Below are 18,073 nucleotides of genomic sequence, written 5' to 3' on the forward strand. Positions count from 1 at the left end.
TTGAGTAGCCGCGCAGCGCCGTATCGAGACCCCTCGTGAGCCGCCCGCTACCCTCGCAGCAGGGGGGTGCCGATGGCCGCGATCCTGTTCTGCCCGGTGACGTTCAACCTCGCCGAGACGACGCGGATGATCCAGGTCGCCCGCGCGATCTCGCCGGGGCACCGCATCGTGTTCCAGGGCTACGAGCACGACTACGTCGAGCTGATCCGCGCCGCGGGCTTCGAGTACCGGGCCTGCGAGCCGTCGTGGTCGGCGGCAGAGCGGCAGCGGGCGATCGACTTCGACCAGGGCCGGTCGTTCCGCAGCCCGTTCACCCGAGAACTCGTCGCCGCGCGGGTCGGCGTCGAGCGGCGGCTCATCCGCGAGCTCGGGGCATCCGCCGTCGTCACCGGCTCGAACGTGACCAGCTTCCTCTCGGCCCGCGCCGAGCGCGTGCCGCTCTGCTACCCGGTGCCGTTCGCGCTGACGCGACCGCAGGTCGCGCAGGCGCGGCGGCTGTACCTGGTCGGGGGCGACGGATGGCTCGCCCGTGCCGCCGACCGCGTGGCGACCGCCGGGTTCCGCTGGATCTACAACTCGGTTCCGCTGGCGCCGCGCTCGTTCACCTCGGTGGCGAAGGCGAACGGCGTGCCCCCGCTGCGGACGGTGTCGTCGCTGCTCACCGCCGACCTCAACCTCGTCACCGAGATGCCGTGGGAGCTCGCGGGATTCGACCTGCCCGACGACTTCGTGCCCGTCGGGCCGATCTTCGCGCAGCTCGACGCCGAGCTCCCGCCGATCGTCGAGGAGCTCGCCGCCGACACGCGTCCGCTCGTGTACCTCGGCCTCGGCTCGTCGGCCGACCGGAAGCTCGCGCTCGGCGCCGCTCGTGCGCTCGGGGAGGTCGATGCGAACGTCGTCGCGCCGATCGGGCACTACCTGCAGCCCGGCGACGAGGTGCCGTCGAACGTGCACGTGACGCCGTTGCTGCCCGCGCACCGGCTCGGCGGGCTCGTCGATGCGGCGGTGCTGCACGGCGGGCAGGGCACGGTGCAGACGGCGTGTGCGACCGGGGTGCCGTTCGTCGGCATGGGCCTGCAGCCCGAGCAGACCTGGCACGTGCGCATGTGCCAGCAGGCGGGCAACGCGATCGCGGTGCCGCCGAAGCGGGTCGGGAAGCCCGAGTTCCTCGGCGCCGTGCGGCGGGTGCTGGGAGACCCGGCGATCCGTGCCGCCGCCGACCGCATCGCCCGCGCCTACGTGGGCGTCGACGGAGCCGCGGCGGCGGCGCGGCGCATCGAGGCGATCGCGACCGGCGGGGCCGTTCCCGGTGGCCTCGCCTCCGGTGGCAGGGACTCCGAGGGCCCTGCCTCCGGTGGCCCGCTCACCGGATGAGGAGAAACTCGACCGGCGCCGGCGCGTCGAGCCCGCCCGCACGGCGTGTCGCCGAAAGATTCCTCATCCGCGAACCGGCGACGGGGCCGGCGTCGTGGTTTCGACGGGCTCAACCACCGGTGGTCGAACCCGTCGAGACCACCCACCCCTACTCCGCCGACGCCACCAGGCTGCCCGCGCGCGAGATCGCGACCTGCTCCTCGCGGGGCACGACCTTCACGCGCTCGCGCGGGTGCTGGTCGATCTCGCCGAGGCCGCGCTCGTGCGCGTCGAGGGCCAGCCAGCCGTCCCAGGTCGTGTAGGCGACCTCGCGCTCGTCGAGGAGCGCCAGCACGGCGTCGCGCTCAGACGTGGGCGCACTGAGCAACCCGGCCGAGGCATCCGCCACGAGGTGCTCGATGGTCTCCATCGCGTCGCTCTTGGTGTGGCCGATGAGGCCGACCGGGCCGCGCTTGATCCAGCCCGTCGCGTAGGTGCCGGGCACGTGCGAGCCGTCGGCGTCGACGACGCGGCCGCCGACGTTCGTGATCACGCCGCGGCGCTCGTCGAACGGCAGGCCCACGATCGGCGAGCCGAAGTAGCCGACCGCGCGGTACACGGCCTGCACGGCGTGCTCGCGCACCTCGTCGGTCGCGCGGACCTCGCCCCAGGCGCCGCCGGGCACCGGCTCGTTGCGGCGGAAGCGCACGGCCTCGACGCGATCGGTGCCGACGACCTCGATCGGGGAGGCGTAGAAGTGCAGGTGGAGGCGGCGCGAAGCGCCGGTCGACTCGCGCGTGCGCCACGACTCCAGCGTGCGGAGCATGATCTTCACCTGGTTGTTCGGCGCCTGCGTCGGGTCGACCGCGGTGAAGTCCTCGTCGTGGACGATGACGTCGACGTTCGGCACCTCGCCGAGCTCGCGCAGCTCGATCGGGGTGAACTTCACGTCGGCGGGCCCGCGGCGGCCGAACACGTGCACGTCGGTCACGGGCGAGGCCTCGAGGCCGGCGAGCACGTTGGCCGGGACATCCGTCGACCGCAGGTCCACCGGGTGCTTCGCGAGCACGCGGGCGACGTCGAGCGCGACGTTGCCGTTGCCGATGACGGCGATCGACTCGGCCTCGAGCGGCCAGGTGCGCGGGACATCCGGGTGGCCGTCGAACCAGCTGACGAAGTCGGCCGCGCCGTACGAGCCGGGCAGGTCGATGCCGGGGATGTCGAGGGCGGTGTCGCGGATCGCGCCGGTCGCGAAGATGACGGCGTCGTAGTGCTCGCGGAGCTCCTCGACGGCGACGTCGCGGCCGACCTCGACGTTCGCGATGAGGCGGATCGTGCCCGCGTCGAGCATCTCGTGCAGCGAGTTGACGATGCCCTTGATGCGAGGGTGGTCGGGCGCGACGCCGTACCGGATCAGGCCGTAGGGCGCCGGCAGCGACTCGAACAGGTCGATCGAGACCTCGCCGCCCTCGGCGCGCACCGAGTTGTTCAGGATGTTCCCGGCGTAGATGCCGGCGGGGCCGGCGCCGACGATGGCGACGCGGAGGGAGAGGGTCACGTGCGGGGCCTTTCGGATGGGAGTCGGGCTCGCCGGCCGGCGAGCGGTTCGGCTCAGAACGAGTCGGAAGCCTGGAGGGGTTCGGGCAGCGCGCCCAGCGAGGAGCGGGCCTCGGGCGAGGAGCGGGCCTCGGGCGAGGAGACGGCCTCGGGCGACGACAGCGCCTCGGGCGCGTAGGGGCTCAGGGCGACCACGTCGCCGACCACGACGACCGCGGGCGAGCGGATGCCCCGCCGCGCCGCCTGCACCGCGATGGTGTCGAGCGTGCCGACCGTGACCCGCTGGCGCGGGCCGTAGCCGTCCTCGACGATCGCGACCGGGCAGTCGCCGCCGCGCTCGCCGCGGGCGAGGGTGATGGCCGCGTTCGCGAGGGTGTTGATGCCCATGAGGAGGACGACGGTGTGGTCGCGGCCGCCGCCGATCGCGCGGATCTGCTCGTGGCCGGTGGCGACCGTGAACGCCGTGGCGACGCCGCGATGGGTGAGCGGGATGCCCGCGACCGCCGGCACCGATGCCGCACTGGTGACGCCCGGCACGACCTCGACGTCGAGCCCGGCCTCGCGGCACGCGAGCACCTCCTCGACCCCGCGGCCGAACACGTACGAGTCGCCGCCCTTGAGGCGCACGACCTGCTTGCCGGCGAGGGCGAGCTCGACGAGGAGCTCGTTGATGGCGTGCTGCGGAACCGGGTGGTGGCCGGGCTCCTTGCCGACGTCGATCACCTCGGCGTCGAGCGGAGCGCCGCGTTCGGCGGCGAGGCCGTCGAGCACCGCGCGGGCGCCGAGGCGGTCGGCGACGATGACGTCGGCGCGCTCGAGGGCGCGGAGGCCGCGGATGGTCAGCAGGCCGGGGTCGCCGGGGCCTGCGCCGACGAGCGTGACGGTGCCCGGCTGCGTGACGGTGCCCGGCTGCGCGGCGGCTCCCGGCTGCGTGACGGTGCCCGGCTGCGCGGCGGCTCCCGGCTGCGCGGCGGCGGCACGGATGTCTCGTGCGGTCATCGGGCACCTCCCAGGAGCAGGCCTCGGCGACGGAGCATCCGTCGCTCGAGCGGAGCGAACACGACCAGTTCGATGAGGATCCCGATCGCGAGGATCGTGATGATCGTGGCCAGCACTCCCGCGAGGTCGGCGAGCTCGCGCGACTGCTGCAACATCGAGCCCAGGCCGAACCCGATCGTACCGCCCACGGCGATGATCTCCGCGGCCATCAGCGAACGCCATGAGAACGCCCAGCCCTGCTTCAGGCCCGCCACGTAGCCGGGCAGGGCGGCGGGCAGCACGACGAGCGTGGCCAGCTGCCCGCGGCCGGCGCCCAGCACGGTGCCGACCCGGCGCAGCTGCGGCGGCACCTGGTCGACGCCGGAGATGAGGCCGTTGACGATCGACGGGATGGCGCCCATCAGCACGACGAAGTAGACCGTGGCGTCGGTGAGCCCGAACCAGATGATCGCGGCGGGAACCCAGGCGACCGACGGCAGCACCTGCAGGCCGGAGATGAGCGGGCCGACCGCGCGGCGGAGCGGGCGCACCTCGGCGAGGAGCAGGCCGATCGGCGTGCCGATCGCGACGGAGATGAGGAAGCCGACGACGCCGCGCTCGAGGCTCGTGAACACGGCCTCCTGGATGCGCCCCGACTCCCAGCCCTGCTGGAACGCGGCGAGCACGTCGAGCGGGCCCGGCGAGATGTCGGGCCGCGGCTGGGCGATGACGATGTACGCCTGCCATGCGACGACGAGCAGGACGAGGAAGACGATCGGCGGCAGCACGCTCGTGGTGAAGCGGCGCCAGAGGCTCGGGCGCTGCTCGACGTCGGTCTGGAGCCGGTCGAGGCCGGCCTCGAGGGAGCGGAGGTCGGCATCGGAATGTCCGGCGGACGGTGCGGCTGCGCCGCGCCCCGGGGTCCACTCGTCGAGCGCCTCGACGATCACGTCGTCACGCGGCATTTCGGCGGATCTCCTTGCGCAGCTGGTCGGTGATCTCGATCGAGAGCGCCGCGACCTCGGGCGACTCGATGCGGCGCCCCTCGGTGTCGGCGATGCGCCACTCGCCCGCGACGCGGCCGGGGCGGCTCGACAGGAGGACGACGCGCTGCCCCAGCCGCGCGGCTTCGCGGACATTGTGTGTGACGAAGACGATGGTGCGGCCGGTCTGGCGCCAGACGCGTTCGAGCTCCTCATGGAGGAGATCGCGGGTGATGGCGTCGAGCGCGGCGAACGGCTCGTCCATCAGGAGGACCGGACGGTCCTGGGCGAGCGCGCGGGCGAGGGCGACGCGCTGGCGCATGCCGCCCGACAGCTCGTGCGGCCGCTTCTCGGCGGCGTCGGCCAGGTTCACGACGTCGAGGAGTTCGAGTGCCTGCGCCCGGCGCTTCGCGCGCGGCACGCCGCGCAGGCGCAACGCGAGTTCCACGTTGCGCCCGGCGGTGAGCCACGGCATGAGCGCCGATTCCTGGAACATGACGGCCGAACCCTCGTCGGGCGTCGTGATCGACCCCGACGAGACCCGGTCGAGCCCGGCGATGAGGTTGAGCAGGGTCGACTTGCCGCACCCCGATGCCCCGAGCAGGCACACGAACTCGCCCTCGGCGATGTCGAGGTTCACGTCGTCGAGCACCACGGGGCCGGCGCCGAAGCGCTTGCTGACGTGCTCGATGCGGATCGCGGTGCGGCCGGTCATGGGTTACTCCTCGCCGAGGCCGCCGGCCGAGACCGGCTCGGCGCCGTCGGCGGCGAGCAGCTCGTTCAGCAGGCGCAGGTCGAAGAGGCCGTCGATCGAGCCGTCCTTCTGCGTGCCCGCCTCGAGCCCGTTGGCGACGAGCGTCTCGAAGGTCTCGGCGTGCGGGTCGACCGAGAAGGTCACGTGCTCGAGCGCGCGGTCGATGACGGCCTCGTCGAGGCCCTTGCCGGTGTCCTCGGTGAGCTTCGCGTTGATGACGTCGGCGGCCTCGTCGGCGTGCTCGTCGAGCCAGGCGACGGAGGCGACGTGGCCCTCGAGGAGCGCCTCGACGGTCTGCGGGTGCTCGGCGAGGAAGTCGGCGTTCACGAGCAGCACGGTCGTCGGGAAGTTCCCGTCGTCCCAGAGGTCGGCCTCGTCGACGAGCACGTGCGCGCCGGCGTCGACGATGAGCCGCGAGACCCAGGGCTCGGGCAGCCACGCGCCGTCGATGCCGCCCTGCTGGAACAGGGTCAGCGTCTGCGCGTTCTCGGTCGGCGTGATGTTCACGTCGCCGCCGCCCGAGGTGTCGGTCTCGTAGCCCTCGTCGGCGAGCCAGGCGCGGAGCGCGACATCCTGCGTGTTGCCGAGCTGCGGCGTCGCGAGCGTGGTGCCCGCGAGGTCCTCGGGCGAGTCGATGCCGTCGCGCACGACGAGCGCGGCGCCGCCGGTCGCGGCGCCGGCGACGATGCGGGCGGAAGCCCCGGCCGACTGGATGAACGTGTTGATCGACGGGTTCGGCCCGATGAAGGTCGCGTCGATCGCGCCGGCGGTGAGCGCCTCGATGGCTGCCGGGCCGGCGTTGAATACCTGGGTGGTCAGCGTCGTGTCGTCGCCGAGGGCGTCCTCGAAGAGGCCCTCCTCGAGGCCGACGAGCGCGGGGGCGTGGGTGACGTTGGCGAAGTAGCCGAGTCGCAGCTCGGTCGCGGCACTGGTCTCCGCCTCGCCCGCCTCGGTGGCGCTGCCCGACGCGGAGGCGCAGCCGGCCAGCATCATGGCAGTGACTCCAAGGGCGGTGATCGACAGGGTCGTACGGATGGTGCGGGTGTTCACGGGCTTCGCCTCCTTCGCGGGTCGTGTGAACGGGTGGGTGCCTGGCCGGGTCGGTTCAGGCGTGGGTGATCCCCGCGGCGAGCGTGGCGCCGTCGGCGGGGTGGATGACGAGGAACGAGCCGGCGGACCGGTTCGCCTCGTACGACTCGAGGGGCAGGTCGGCCGCGAGCCGGAGCGTCGCGCGCCCGATCTCGTTGACTTGCAGGGCGTCGGCGGGCACGTGCGCCAGCGTGTCGAGGTCGCGGCGCGACTCGACCGAGGCGACGAGCGCCTGCACCGTCGACGTGCCGTGCTTCACGAGCACGCGCGCGCCCGGCGCGAGCGGCCGGGCGTCGAGCTGGAACAGCTCGGCGTCGATCTCGCGGCGGCCGACCGGCAGGGTGCCGGCGCCGCCGATGACGGCGCCGCGCGCGGCGTCGACCTCGTCGGCCAGGCGCAGCGCGACCGACTGCGGGGCGGTCGCCTCGTCGACGGATGCCCCGGCGACGTCGATGCCCGCGACGGTGGTCTCGATGCCCGAGGGGAACACCTGCACCCGGTCGCCGACCCGCACGCGCCCGGAGGCCACGCGGCCGGCGAAGGCGCGGTAGTCGCGGTACGCCTCGGCGGTCGCGGCGTCGGCGGCGAGCTCGGGCGTCAGGCCGCCCTGGGGGCGCAGCACGAGCTGCACCGGGAGGCGGAAGGCGTCGAACTCGGTCTCGAGCTCGTCGATCGCGGGCAGCGCCTCGAGGAGCTCGAGGAGGGCCGGGCCGTCGTACCAGGGCGTGTTCGCCGAGCGGTCCACGACGTTGTCGCCCTCAAGCGCCGAGACGGGCAGCACGTGCACGTCGCCGAGGCCGAGCTCGGCGGTGACCTCGCGCACCTGGGCGGCGACGCCGGCGAACGCCTGCTCGTCGTAGCCGAGGAGGTCGATCTTGTTCACCGCGACGATGACGTGCGGCACGCGCAGCAGCGCGACGACCGCGAGGTGCCGGCGGGTCTGCTCGAGCACGCCCTTGCGGCCGTCGATGAGCACGACGACGGCGTCGGCCGTGGTCGCGCCGGTGACCATGTTGCGCGTGTACTGCACGTGGCCCGGGCAGTCGGCGAGGATGAAGCTGCGCTGGCCGGTCGAGAAGTAGCGGTAGGCGACGTCGATCGTGATGCCCTGCTCGCGCTCGGCGCGGAGGCCGTCGGTGAGCAGCGCGAAGTCGAAGCCGGTGCCCTGGCCGAAGCCGCGCTCGCGGGACGTGCGGGCGACCTGCTCGAGCTGGTCGGCGAGGATCGCCTTCGAGTCGTGCAGCAGGCGGCCGACGAGCGTCGACTTGCCGTCGTCGACGGAGCCCGCGGTCGCGAAGCGGAAGAGTGTGGTCCCCGTCGGCCGAGCCGTCTCGAGGCCCGTCACGGCGGTCGTGGCATCCGTCATCAGAAGTACCCGTCCTTCTTGCGGTCCTCCATGGCGGCCTCCGAGATCCGGTCGTCGGCGCGGGTCGCGCCGCGCTCGGTGAGGGTGGACTGGGCGACCTCGCGCACGACGGCCGCGACGTCCGAGGCATCCGACTCAACCGCGCCGGTGCAGCTCATGTCGCCGACGGTGCGGTACCGCACGAGGCGGCGCTCGACGGCCTCGCCCGGGCGGGGCTCGGAGAACTCGCCGATCCCGCGCCACATGCCGTCGCGGCGGAACACCTCGCGCTCGTGCGCGTAGTACAGCGGCGGCAGCGCGATGCCCTCGCGTTCGATGTACCGCCACACGTCGAGCTCGGTCCAGTTCGAGATGGGGAACGCGCGCACGTGCTGGCCGGGGGTGTGGCGGCCGTTGTACAGGCTCCACAGCTCGGGGCGCTGGTTGCGCGGGTCCCACTGGCCGAACTCGTCGCGGAGCGAGATGATCCGCTCCTTGGCGCGGGCCTTGTCCTCGTCGCGGCGGGCGCCGCCGAAGACGGCGTCGTGGCGGCCCGCGGCGATCGCGTCGAGCAGCGGCAGCGTCTGGAGGGGGTTGCGGGTGCCGTCGGCGCGCTCCTGGAGCCGGCCGTCGTCGAGGTAGTCCTGCACGCGGGCGACCTCGAGGCGGATGCCGAGGCGCTCGACGGTCTCGTCGCGGAACGCGAGCACCTCGGGGAAGTTGTGGCCGGTGTCGACGTGCAGCACCGGGAACGGCACCTTGCCCGGCCAGAACGCCTTCGCGGCGAGGTGCAGCACCACCACGGAGTCCTTGCCGCCGGAGAACAGCAGCACGGGCCGTTCGAACTCGGCGACGACCTCGCGGATGATGTGGATGCCCTCGGCCTCGAGCAGGTCGAGCGTGTCGAGGCTCGTGGGCCGGGTCAGGATCTGCTCGGTCATAGGTGCAGCCCGCATTCCGTCTTCGAGAGGCCGGCCCAGCGGCCCGACCGGGGGTCTTCGCCGGCGGCGACCGGCTTGGTGCACGGCTCGCAGCCGATCGAGGGGTAGCCCTGCGACATGAGCAGGTTCACCGGCACGCCGAAGGCGCCGGCGTAGTCGAGCAGGTCGTCGAACGTCCATGCGGCGAGCGGGTTGACCTTCACGAGGCCGTTCCGCTCGTCCCACTGCACGAGCGGGGTGTTCGTGCGGGTCGGCGCCTCCTCGCGGCGGACGCCGGTGAACCACACCTCGTACCCGGCCAGCGCATCCTGCAGCGGGGCGACCTTGCGGCGCGCGCAGCAGAGGCCCGGGTCGCGCGAGAACAGCTCGGCGCCGAACTCGGCGTCCTGCTGGGCGACGGTCTGCTCGGGCAGCACGTCGACGATGCGCACGTCGAGCGCCCGGGCGACCTCGTCGCGGGTCTCGTAGGTCTGGGCGAAGTGGTAGCCGGTGTCGAGGAACAGCACGTCGACGCCGGGCAGGTCGCCGGCGACGACGTGGGGGAGCACGGCGTCGGCCATCGAGCACGCGACGGCCGCGGCATCCGTGCCGAACTCGCGTGCGACCCACGCGACGACGGCCTGGGCGGATGCCTCGCCCTCGGCGAGGCTGTTGAGCTCGGCGGCGCCGCGCTCGGCGATGGCGCGCAGCTCGTCGTGCGAGCGCTTGACCGCGGCGCGGGGTGCGAGGGTGACGCTCACTGGAGGGCCTCCTCGTCGGCGCGGTGCGCCCACTGGGCGAAGGTCTCGTCGGCGGCCGCGTCGCGGTCGGCGAGGAAGCGGGTCACGACGCGTTCCGCGTAGTCGGCGATGCCGTCGGCGGCGACCTTGAGGCCGCGCACGGTGCGGCCGAGCCCGGCCTCGTCGCGGTCCTGGGAGGCGAGCCCGCCGCCGAGGTGCACCTGGTAGCCGGGCACCTGCTCGCCGTCGATGGTGACGAGCTGGCCCTTGAGGCCGATGTCGGCGGTCTGGATGCGCGCGCAGGAGTTGGGGCAGCCGTTCACGTGGAGGCTGATCGGGTGCGGCAGGTCGAGGCCGGCGAGGCGGTCCTCGAGCTCGAGCACCGCGGCCGTCGCGTACGCCTTCGTCTCGACGATGGCGAGCTTGCAGAACTCGATGCCGGTGCAGGCGATCGTGCCGCGGCGGATCAGGCTCGGGCGCGCCTGCAGGCCCAGCGCGTCGAGAGCGGCGACGAGCGAGTCGACGCGGTCCTCGGGGACGTCGAGCACGACGAGCTTCTGGTGCGGGGTGGTGCGCAGGCGGGCCGAGCCGTGCGCCTCGATGACGTCGGCGACCTCCGCGAGCGTCGGGCCCGACACGCGGCCGACGATCGGCGTGACGCCGACGTAGAAGCGGCCGTCCTTCTGGCGGTGCACGCCGACGTGGTCGCCGGGCGTCGACGGCGTCGGCGCAGCCGGGCCGTCGGGCAGCGCGTGCCCGAGGTACTCGGTCTCGAGCACCTCGCGGAACTTCTCGGTGCCCCACTCGGCGAGGAGGAACTTCAGGCGGGCGCGGTTGCGCAGGCGGCGGAAGCCGTAGTCGCGGAAGATCTGGGCGACGCCGTGCCAGACCTCGGCCGTCTGCTCGGGCGTCACGAACACGCCGAGCCGCTCGGCCAGCCGCGGCGCGGTGGAGAGCCCGCCGCCGACCCACAGGTCGTACCCGATGCCGAGCGTCGGGTGCTCGACGGCGACGAACGCGACGTCGTTGATCTCGTGCACGACGTCCTGGCTGGGGTGGCCGGTGATGGCCGACTTGAACTTGCGCGGCAGGTTCGCGAGCGAGGGGTCGCCGATGAACCGGCTCGTGATCTCGTCGATCTGCGGCGTGGGGTCGATGAGCTCGTCGGCGGCGATGCCGGCGACGGGCGAGCCGAGCACGACGCGCGGCACGTCGCCGCACGCCTCGGTCGTCTGGAGCCCGACGGCCTCGAGACGGCGCCAGATCTCGGGGATGTCCTCGACGCGGATCCAGTGCAGCTGGATGTTCTGCCGGTCGGTGAGGTCGGCGGTGTCGCGGCCGAACTCGGTCGAGATGCCGGCGATGACCCGCAGCTGCTCGGTGGTCAGCTGGCCGCCGTCGATGCGGACGCGCAGCATGAAGTACTCGTCTTCGAGCTCGTGCGGCTCGAGGGTCGCGGTGCGGCCGCCGTCGATGCCGGGCTTGCGCTGCGTGTAGAGGCCCCAGACGCGGAACCGGCCGTGCAGGTCGGTCGGGTCGATCGAGGCGAAGCCGCCCTTCGAGTAGACCTCCTCGATGCGGCCCCGCACGCTGAGGCCGTCGTCGACCTGCTTCCACTCCTCGTTGCCGTTGAGCGGGGCGGTGCCGTCGACCTTCCACTGGCCGTTGGGCTTCGTCGATCGCGACGGGCGCACGCGGCTCGTCTCGGGCCGGGCGGATGCCTCGGGCCGCGCGTCCGCCTCGCGCGTCTCGGTGTCACTCAGCGTCACAGTCAGCCCTCCCTCCGTCGTCCGGACGATGCCGGTGCCGACGGGGCTGCCCAGTCGACTGGGTCGACGCTAGGCGAGGCCCCCGGATGCGTCACGCCGAGGGCGTCAGAGGCCGCAACGCTCCGTCATCGAGCGACGCAGAGTGAAAGATTCCGTCACAGGGTTGACGCGACGGGCGCATCGAGGCATGCGAGGTACCGGTCGACGACGACCTGGACGAGCGCCGGTGCGGGCTCGTCGGCGTCGAGCAGCGGACGCGTCAGCACGTCGCCGCCGCCCGCCGCCGCGAGGTCCTGGAAGTAGCCGGGCGCGAGCAGGTAGCTCGACACGACCACGCGCCGGCCCGGGGCATCCGACCGCGCCTGCGCGACCGCGTCGGCGAGCCGCGGCTCCGCCGCCGACAGGAAGCCCACCGTCACCGGCCGGCCGAGCCGGTCGGCCAGGAGATCGCCCATGCGCCGGCAGTCGACCACCGCGCGCTCGTCGCTCGAGCCCGCGACCGCGAGCACGATGGCGTCGTCGTCGGTCGGCCCGACCTCCGCGAGCCGGGCGGCCAGCACGTCGGCGAGGCGCCCGTCGGGCCCGAGGGCCGCTGAGATCTGCACGTGCGGGTGCGCCGCCGTCGCCTCCCGCAGGTCGACGTGCACGTGGTACCCCGCCGACAGGAGCAGGGGCACCAGCACGATCGACTCGCCCGCCGGGAGCGCGTCGATCGACGCCGCGACGTCGGGCTGCTGCACGTCGACGTGCCCGAGTCGCACGGTCGTGCCCGGCAGCCGCTCGGCGACCGCGTCGACGAGCGCCCGCACCGCGGCCTGCCCCTCGGGGGAGGCGGTGCCGTGCGAGATGCCGAGGAGCGCGGGGGTCGTCATGCCCCCATTGTCACCGGGCTCAGGCGCGGATGCCACCCGCCGGCGTCCGCTCGGGGACGCGGACGAAGAACATCATCACGAGGCCCGCGGCGAGCACGAGCACGATGCCGAGGATGCCCCAGTACGTCGCCCCGAACCACGCGATGAGCGCCGACCACAGCAGCGGCGACAGGAAGCTCGCCGCCCGCCCGGTCGTCGCGTAGAGGCCGAAGATCTCGCTCTCGCGGCCGGCCGGCGTGACCCGCGCGAGGAACGACCGCGACGCCGCCTGCGCCGGCCCGACGAAGCAGCACAGCACCAGCCCGAACACCCAGAACACGATCTTGCCCGCGTCGTGGAAGAAGAACACGGTGAGGCCGGCGATGACGAGGCCCGCGAGCGAGAAGAGGATGACCGCCCGCGCGCCGAACCGGTCGTCGAACCGGCCCGCGAGGATCGTCGAGATCCCCGCGACGAGGTTCGCGACGATGCCGAAGATCAGCACCTCGTTCGACGTGAAGTGGAAGCCGACCGCCGCGATCACCGCACCGAACGCGAAGACGCCCGCGAGGCCGTCGCGGTAGACCGCGCTCGCGAGCAGGAACCAGAACGTCGGGCGCGACCCCTTCCAGAGCGCGACGATGTCGCGCACGAGCACCGCGTAGCTGCGGAAGAAGCCGACCTTCTCGCGGCGGGGCGCCGGAGGCGCCTCGGGCACCCAGACGAGCACCGGCCACGCGAACAGCACGGTCCACACCGCGCAGCCGACGGCGATGACCCGGTACACGAGCCCGTCGTCGGTCGGCATGCCCCACCAGTCGAACTGCGTGGCCACGACGACGAGCACCAGGGCGACGATGCCGCCGATGTAGCCGAGGCCCCAGCCGAGGCCGGACACCTTGCCCACCGTCTTCGGCGTCGAGACCTGCACGAGCATCGCGTTGTAGTTGACCCCGGCGATCTCGCTGAACACGGTGCCCGCCGCGATGAGCGAGATCCCGAGCACGAAGTACGCGGGCTGCCCCTGCACGAAGAACAGGGCGGCCATGCACAGCACCAGGGCGGCGGTCGACCCGGCCAGCCAGAGCTTGCGGCGGCCCGAGACATCCGCCCGCTGGCCGAGCACCGGCGCGAGCAGCGCGATCAGCAGGCCCGCGATCGTGATCGCCCAGCCGAGCCCGCTCGCGAGCTCCGACAGGGCGTGCTCGTACGCCGGGTCGCCCTCGCCGAGCGCGGCCACGGCGGGGTCGAGGAACGCGTCGCTCGTGAGGTAGAGCGCCGTGAAGACGAACGTCAGGATGACCGAGTTGAACGGCTGCGTCGCCCAGTCCCAGATCGCCCACGCCCACACCTGCTTCCGCGGGATCTCGCGCCCCTCCTGGAGGTCGAGGCCCATCGCGGCGATCGCGCCGGTGTTCGCGGTGGCAGGGGCGGTGAGGGCGGCCCCGTCGTTGCGGTCGGTCATGCATGGAACGTTAGTCCCGCGAGGTGAACGACAGGGAGCGGATGCCCCGCCCCCCGCCTACCCTCTTCGGGGGTTACGTGGGAGGATGCCGGGAGGCGGCGCGACCGCCGAAGGGGGAGGGATCGGATGGGGATGCAGCGACGCGTCAGGGGAATCGGCGCCGCCGCGATCGCGGCGGCGTTCGTGGTGGCCGGCATCGGGATCGGCGCGGCCCCCGCGCAGGCCGACCCGGCGGAGACCTACCTCGCCGTGCCGAGCGGCCGCTACCCCATCGACGTCGACGCCACACCCGACGACGCGTACGTGTTCGTCATCTCGCGCGGCGACGGCGGCGAGTCCGACCTGCGCGTCTACGACTCCACGTCCTTCACGGAGCTGGACGTCATCACGTTCGGCGATGCGGCCGCCTTCAACCCGACCGCGGTGCAGGTCAGCCCCGACGGCACCCAGGTGTGGGTCTCGTTCTACAACCCGGGCCAGATCCTCGTGTACCCGGCCGCCGACCTCATCGCCGGCGGCGCGCCCGCGCCCACGGTCATCACCGGTGGCGGGGGCTTCGTCGACCTGACGGCGGACCCGAACGGCGACTACGTCTACGCGGCGACGCTGTTCAATCCGCAGTACCAGTTCTCGACGGCCGACCCGACGGCTCCGCCGCGCACCATCTCGCTGCCGAACGGTTCGCGCGGCGTGACGGTCTCGGCCGACGGCTCGACCGCGTTCTTCACGCAGTACGTCGCCGCGCCCGCGGGCGGCGTGCAGGCCGTCGACGTGGCGGCCGACGGCACCCTCTCGACCGGGGTGTTCACGCCGACCGGCGACCTGCCGTGGGGCGTCACCTACGTCGGTGCCGTCGACCGGGTCATCAGCTCGAACTCGGGCACCCCGACATCCCTGTCGGCGTTCACGCCGCCGGGCGGCGCCGTCACCACGACGCCCGTCGACTGCGGTCCGCGGCTCGCCGATGCGAGTCCGAACGGCGCACGCGGCTACCTCGCCTGCCTCACGGGCGGCATCATCGCCATCGACTACACGACGGCCACGCCGTCGGCCGCTCGCGTGCCGATCGGCGACAACGTCGAATCGGTCGCCGTGTCGAGCGATGACGCGGGCGTCTCGCACCGGCTCTACGCCACCAGCGGCGGCAGCGACGAACTGCTCGTCTTCACCCGCCCGACCGTGACGGGCGGCGGCGACCAGACCGTGCCGGAGGGCACCGCTGCCACCTTCACCGCGACCGCGGACGACTTCTGGCAGCAGATCCGGTGGCAGTCCAGCGCCGACGGCGGCACGACCTGGGTCGACGTGCCCGGCGCCGATGGCGAGACCCTCGCCGTTGACGGACTGCTGGCGAACTCGGGCACGCTGTACCGGCTCGTCGCGACGAGCGCGTTCTTCGACCCGGTGGCGAGCGAGCCGATGCTGCTCACCGTCACGCCGGCCCCGACGCCCGTGCCGTGCACGCCCACCGCGGGCTCGACCTCGTGCCCGCTCGCGGCCACGGGCGTGGACGCCGGACCGGCGATCACGGGCGCGGCCGGCGGCGTGCTCCTCGGCGCGCTGCTCGTCGTCGCCGGCCAGGCGCGCCGCCGACGCATCCGGTCGAACTGAGGCATCCGCCTCGCTAGACCTCGAGCGGCGTCGCGGCCGCGACCGCCTCGTCCTCTTCCGTGGCGACGAGCTGGCCGCACGCCCCGTCGATCTCCTTGCCGCGGGTGTCGCGGATGGTCGTCGGGATGCCCTGCTCCTCGAGGCGCCGCACGAACTCCTGCTGCACCTCGACCTCGGACGCCGTCCAGATGGAACCCGGCGTCGGGTTCAGCGGGATGGGGTTCACGTGCACCCAGCCGTGGCCGCGGTCGTTGAGCTTCTGCGCGAGCAGGTCGGCCCGCCAGGCGTGGTCGTTCATGTCCTTGATCAGGGCGTACTCGATCGACACGCGCCGGCCGGTCTTGTCGAAGTAGGCGCGGGCGGCGTCGAGCGCCTCGTCGACCTTCCAGCGCGAGTTCACCGGGATGAGCTCGTCGCGCAGCCCGTCGTCGGGCGCGTGCAGGCTGAGCGCGAACGTCACCGGGATGTGCTCGTTCGCGAGCTTCTCGATCGCGGGCACCAGGCCGACGGTCGAGACCGTCACGTTGCGCGCCGACATGCCGAGGCCGTTCGGCGACGGCGCGACCATGGTGCGCACCGCCTGCATGAGCCGCGAGTAGTTCGCCAGCGGCTCGCCCATGCCCATGAACACGATGTTCGAGACGCGCTCCTGGCTGTGGTCGTCGGACCGCTTGCCGCCGAGCTGGCCCGACGCGATCACCTGGTTGGCGCGCACGACCTGCTCGACGATCTCGGCCGCCGACATGTTGCGGGTGAGGCCGGCCTGGCCGGTCGCGCAGAACGGGCAGTTCATGCCGCAGCCGGCCTGGCTCGACACGCACAGCGTGATGCGACCGGGGTAGCGCATGAGCACCGACTCGACGAGGGCGCCGTCGTGCAGCTTCCAGAGGAACTTGATCGTGTCGCCACGATCCGTCTCGAGGCGGCGCACCTCGGTCAGCAGCGCCGGCAGCAGGCCGTGCACGAGCTCCTCGCGGCCCTCGGCGGGCAGGTCGGTCATCTCGGCCGGGTCGTGGGTCCAGCGCGTGTAGTAGTGGCGCGCGACCTGCTTGAGGCGGAACGCGGGGACGCCGAGCTCCTCGGCCTTCGCCTTCCACTCCTCGGGCTTCCAGTCGGCGAGGTGCACCGGCGGCTTGCCGCGCTTCGGCGACGCGAACTGGAGCAGCGGGCGGCCGTCGGCGCCCTTCTGCTGCTGCCAGCCCTCGGTCGCCGGGCGGACCTGGCGCGGGCGGGTGCGACGGACGCCGGTCGTGTCGGATGGCTCGGAGGCGTCGGTCGGCATCCCATCAGGGTACGCGCCCGACCCGAGCATCCGCTGGACGCCTCAACCCGGTGGTCGAGTAGCCGCCCGCGACGCCTCCCGGTGGTCGAGTAGGCCGCCCGCGGCCGTATCGAGACCCTCGCCCCGGTCTCGATCCGCTCGCTGCGCTCGCTACTCAACCACCGGGGTCACCAGGGCGACTCGCCCACGAGCTCCCCGAAGAGCTGCTCGGGGTCGCACTCGAGCCGCTGCCGCGTGAACCACGCGCACACGTTGACGCAGTCGCGGTGCATGAGGTCGAACCCGTTCGGGTTCGCGACGACGTCGACCACCTGCGGCAGGTCGATCGCGACCACCCGGCCGCGGTCGACGAGCAGGTTGTACGGCGACAGGTCGCCGTGGGTGAGCCCGCCGCGGGCGAGGATCCGCATGAAGCCGACGACCTGGTGGAAGAGGTCGCGCAGCTCCGAGGCATCCGCCCGCACCTGCGCGAGCCGGGGAGCTGCCACGCGGCCGTCGCCGATGAACTGCATGAGCACCTCGGTCTGGCTCACCTGCACCGGGTAGGGCACGGATGCCCCGAGCTCGGTGAGCCGGCACAGCGCCTCGAACTCGGACATCGCCCACTGGACGCGGGCCACCTCGCGGCCGAACGTGGTGCCCTTGGCGACCGCGCGCACGTCGCGGCTGCGCCGCGTGCCACGGCCCTCGGTGTAGACCTCCGAGCGGGTGAAGTCGGTGTGCTCGCGGCCCCGGTACCGCTTGGCGGCGAGCAGCGTCGACTGCCCGACGGCGCCGGGCGGGGCATCCGGCACGGCGCGTTCGATGAGGAAGAGGTCGGCCTCCTTGCCGCTCTTGACGACGCCGAGCTCGGTGTCGATCGCGGCTGCGGAGGTCACGACCCAGTCGGGCCGAGGCTGCGGCCCGCGCTCGGAAGGGGTGGTCGCCGGCCAGGTCGACCAGCGTTGGTCGTCGCCCGGTTCGTGTGTCGCGAACGCGAGGGCGGATGCGTCGAAGGACGCGGATGACGTGATGGTCACGGTGGATGTCTCCGGATACAGGAGGCCACCATGCGGGCCCGGCGCCGGCGTGCTGCCGGGTCGTCGCTACGGGCGGGCGGCCTCGAAGGGAAGGATGTCTGCGATGCGCTCGACAATGACGGCGTTCATCGTGCTCTCCCTTCGTGCGGTGCTCCGGATGCCGCGGATCCGCGGCCACCGGCGAGCATACGCCCGGCGCGCGGTGCGCGCCACCCCTTCGGGCGCACCACGGCTGCCCGCCCCCGCAGCCCGCCCCGCCACCCACTGCGCCCCACCCCGCCCGCCGACGAGTGTCCAGTTCATGCCGATGCGCAGCCGCATCGGGCGCAGGAACTGGACACTCGCGCGGCGCGAAGC

At 73.1% G+C, this 18,073-nt stretch carries 15 protein-coding genes; 2 read left to right on the forward strand and 13 right to left on the reverse strand.

All coding sequences use genetic code 11. The annotated features are described in order from the left end of the window. The first annotated feature begins 72 nt into the window (after positions 1–72). A complete protein-coding gene (locus tag ACGGZK_RS04555; protein ID WP_395245073.1) occupies positions 73–1,374 on the forward strand; it encodes a glycosyltransferase in 1,302 nt (433 codons plus the stop codon). 148 nt (positions 1,375–1,522) lie between these two features. Here the strand turns inward: ACGGZK_RS04555 and ACGGZK_RS04560 are convergent, their stop codons facing one another. The 11 genes from ACGGZK_RS04560 to ACGGZK_RS04610 all read right to left on the reverse strand — a co-directional run bounded on the left by ACGGZK_RS04560 (position 1,523) and on the right by ACGGZK_RS04610 (position 13,804). Continuing rightward, complete coding sequence (locus ACGGZK_RS04560; protein ID WP_395245074.1) at positions 1,523–2,911, reverse strand: FAD-dependent oxidoreductase; 1,389 nt, start codon at positions 2,909–2,911, stop codon at positions 1,523–1,525. 53 nt (positions 2,912–2,964) lie between these two features. Continuing rightward, positions 2,965–3,909: a uroporphyrinogen-III C-methyltransferase gene (gene cobA / locus ACGGZK_RS04565; protein WP_395245075.1), complete on the reverse strand. Its 945-nt coding sequence runs from the start codon at positions 3,907–3,909 to the stop codon at positions 2,965–2,967. Beyond that, positions 3,906–4,853 (reverse strand): ABC transporter permease, encoded by a 948-nt coding sequence (locus tag ACGGZK_RS04570; RefSeq protein ID WP_395245076.1) that lies wholly within the window; start codon positions 4,851–4,853, stop codon positions 3,906–3,908. The genes cobA and ACGGZK_RS04570 overlap by 4 nt, the downstream gene beginning before the upstream one ends. Then, positions 4,843–5,586 carry an ABC transporter ATP-binding protein gene (locus ACGGZK_RS04575; RefSeq protein ID WP_395245077.1) on the reverse strand — a complete coding sequence of 248 codons (744 nt, stop codon included), beginning with the start codon at positions 5,584–5,586 and terminating at the stop codon, positions 4,843–4,845. The genes ACGGZK_RS04570 and ACGGZK_RS04575 overlap by 11 nt, the downstream gene beginning before the upstream one ends. Before the next feature lie 3 nt (positions 5,587–5,589). After that, positions 5,590–6,675 (reverse strand): ABC transporter substrate-binding protein, encoded by a 1,086-nt coding sequence (locus ACGGZK_RS04580; RefSeq protein ID WP_395245078.1) that lies wholly within the window; start codon positions 6,673–6,675, stop codon positions 5,590–5,592. A gap of 55 nt (positions 6,676–6,730) precedes the next feature. After that, positions 6,731–8,080 carry a sulfate adenylyltransferase subunit 1 gene (locus ACGGZK_RS04585; RefSeq protein WP_395245079.1) on the reverse strand — a complete coding sequence of 450 codons (1,350 nt, stop codon included), beginning with the start codon at positions 8,078–8,080 and terminating at the stop codon, positions 6,731–6,733. After that, positions 8,080–9,000 carry a sulfate adenylyltransferase subunit CysD gene (cysD, locus tag ACGGZK_RS04590; RefSeq protein WP_395245080.1) on the reverse strand — a complete coding sequence of 307 codons (921 nt, stop codon included), beginning with the start codon at positions 8,998–9,000 and terminating at the stop codon, positions 8,080–8,082. The genes ACGGZK_RS04585 and cysD overlap by 1 nt, the downstream gene beginning before the upstream one ends. Beyond that, the gene (locus ACGGZK_RS04595; protein WP_395245081.1) at positions 8,997–9,740 is read right to left on the reverse strand and encodes a phosphoadenylyl-sulfate reductase; all 744 of its coding nucleotides are present in this window, start codon (positions 9,738–9,740) and stop codon (positions 8,997–8,999) included. Before ACGGZK_RS04595 ends, cysD begins: the two co-directional genes overlap by 4 nt. Further along, positions 9,737–11,488: a nitrite/sulfite reductase gene (locus tag ACGGZK_RS04600; RefSeq protein WP_395245082.1), complete on the reverse strand. Its 1,752-nt coding sequence runs from the start codon at positions 11,486–11,488 to the stop codon at positions 9,737–9,739. Before ACGGZK_RS04600 ends, ACGGZK_RS04595 begins: the two co-directional genes overlap by 4 nt. Positions 11,489–11,643: 155 nt before the next feature. After that, positions 11,644–12,360 (reverse strand): sirohydrochlorin chelatase, encoded by a 717-nt coding sequence (locus ACGGZK_RS04605; RefSeq protein ID WP_395245083.1) that lies wholly within the window; start codon positions 12,358–12,360, stop codon positions 11,644–11,646. 19 nt (positions 12,361–12,379) lie between these two features. After that, positions 12,380–13,804, reverse strand: a complete 1,425-nt coding sequence (locus ACGGZK_RS04610) for an MFS transporter (RefSeq protein WP_395245084.1) — start codon at positions 13,802–13,804, stop codon at positions 12,380–12,382. 132 nt (positions 13,805–13,936) lie between these two features. Here ACGGZK_RS04610 and ACGGZK_RS04615 point away from each other — a divergent pair, with 132 nt between their 5' ends. After that, positions 13,937–15,415, forward strand: a complete 1,479-nt coding sequence (locus tag ACGGZK_RS04615; RefSeq protein WP_395245085.1) for a hypothetical protein — start codon at positions 13,937–13,939, stop codon at positions 15,413–15,415. 13 nt (positions 15,416–15,428) lie between these two features. Here the strand turns inward: ACGGZK_RS04615 and rlmN are convergent, their stop codons facing one another. Together rlmN and ACGGZK_RS04625 are read right to left on the reverse strand one after the other, a co-directional pair. Beyond that, the gene (gene rlmN, locus ACGGZK_RS04620) at positions 15,429–16,697 is read right to left on the reverse strand and encodes a 23S rRNA (adenine(2503)-C(2))-methyltransferase RlmN (RefSeq protein WP_395245086.1); all 1,269 of its coding nucleotides are present in this window, start codon (positions 16,695–16,697) and stop codon (positions 15,429–15,431) included. A 167-nt stretch (positions 16,698–16,864) separates the two neighbouring features. Continuing rightward, on the reverse strand, positions 16,865–17,716 hold the full coding sequence (locus tag ACGGZK_RS04625) for a serine protein kinase RIO (RefSeq protein WP_395245087.1): 852 nt from the start codon (positions 17,714–17,716) through the stop codon (positions 16,865–16,867). Between the last annotated feature and the right edge of the window lie 357 nt (positions 17,717–18,073).

This window comes from Agromyces sp. MMS24-K17 (assembly GCF_043950245.1).
In the GTDB taxonomy this organism is placed as follows: Bacteria; Actinomycetota; Actinomycetes; order Actinomycetales; family Microbacteriaceae; genus Agromyces.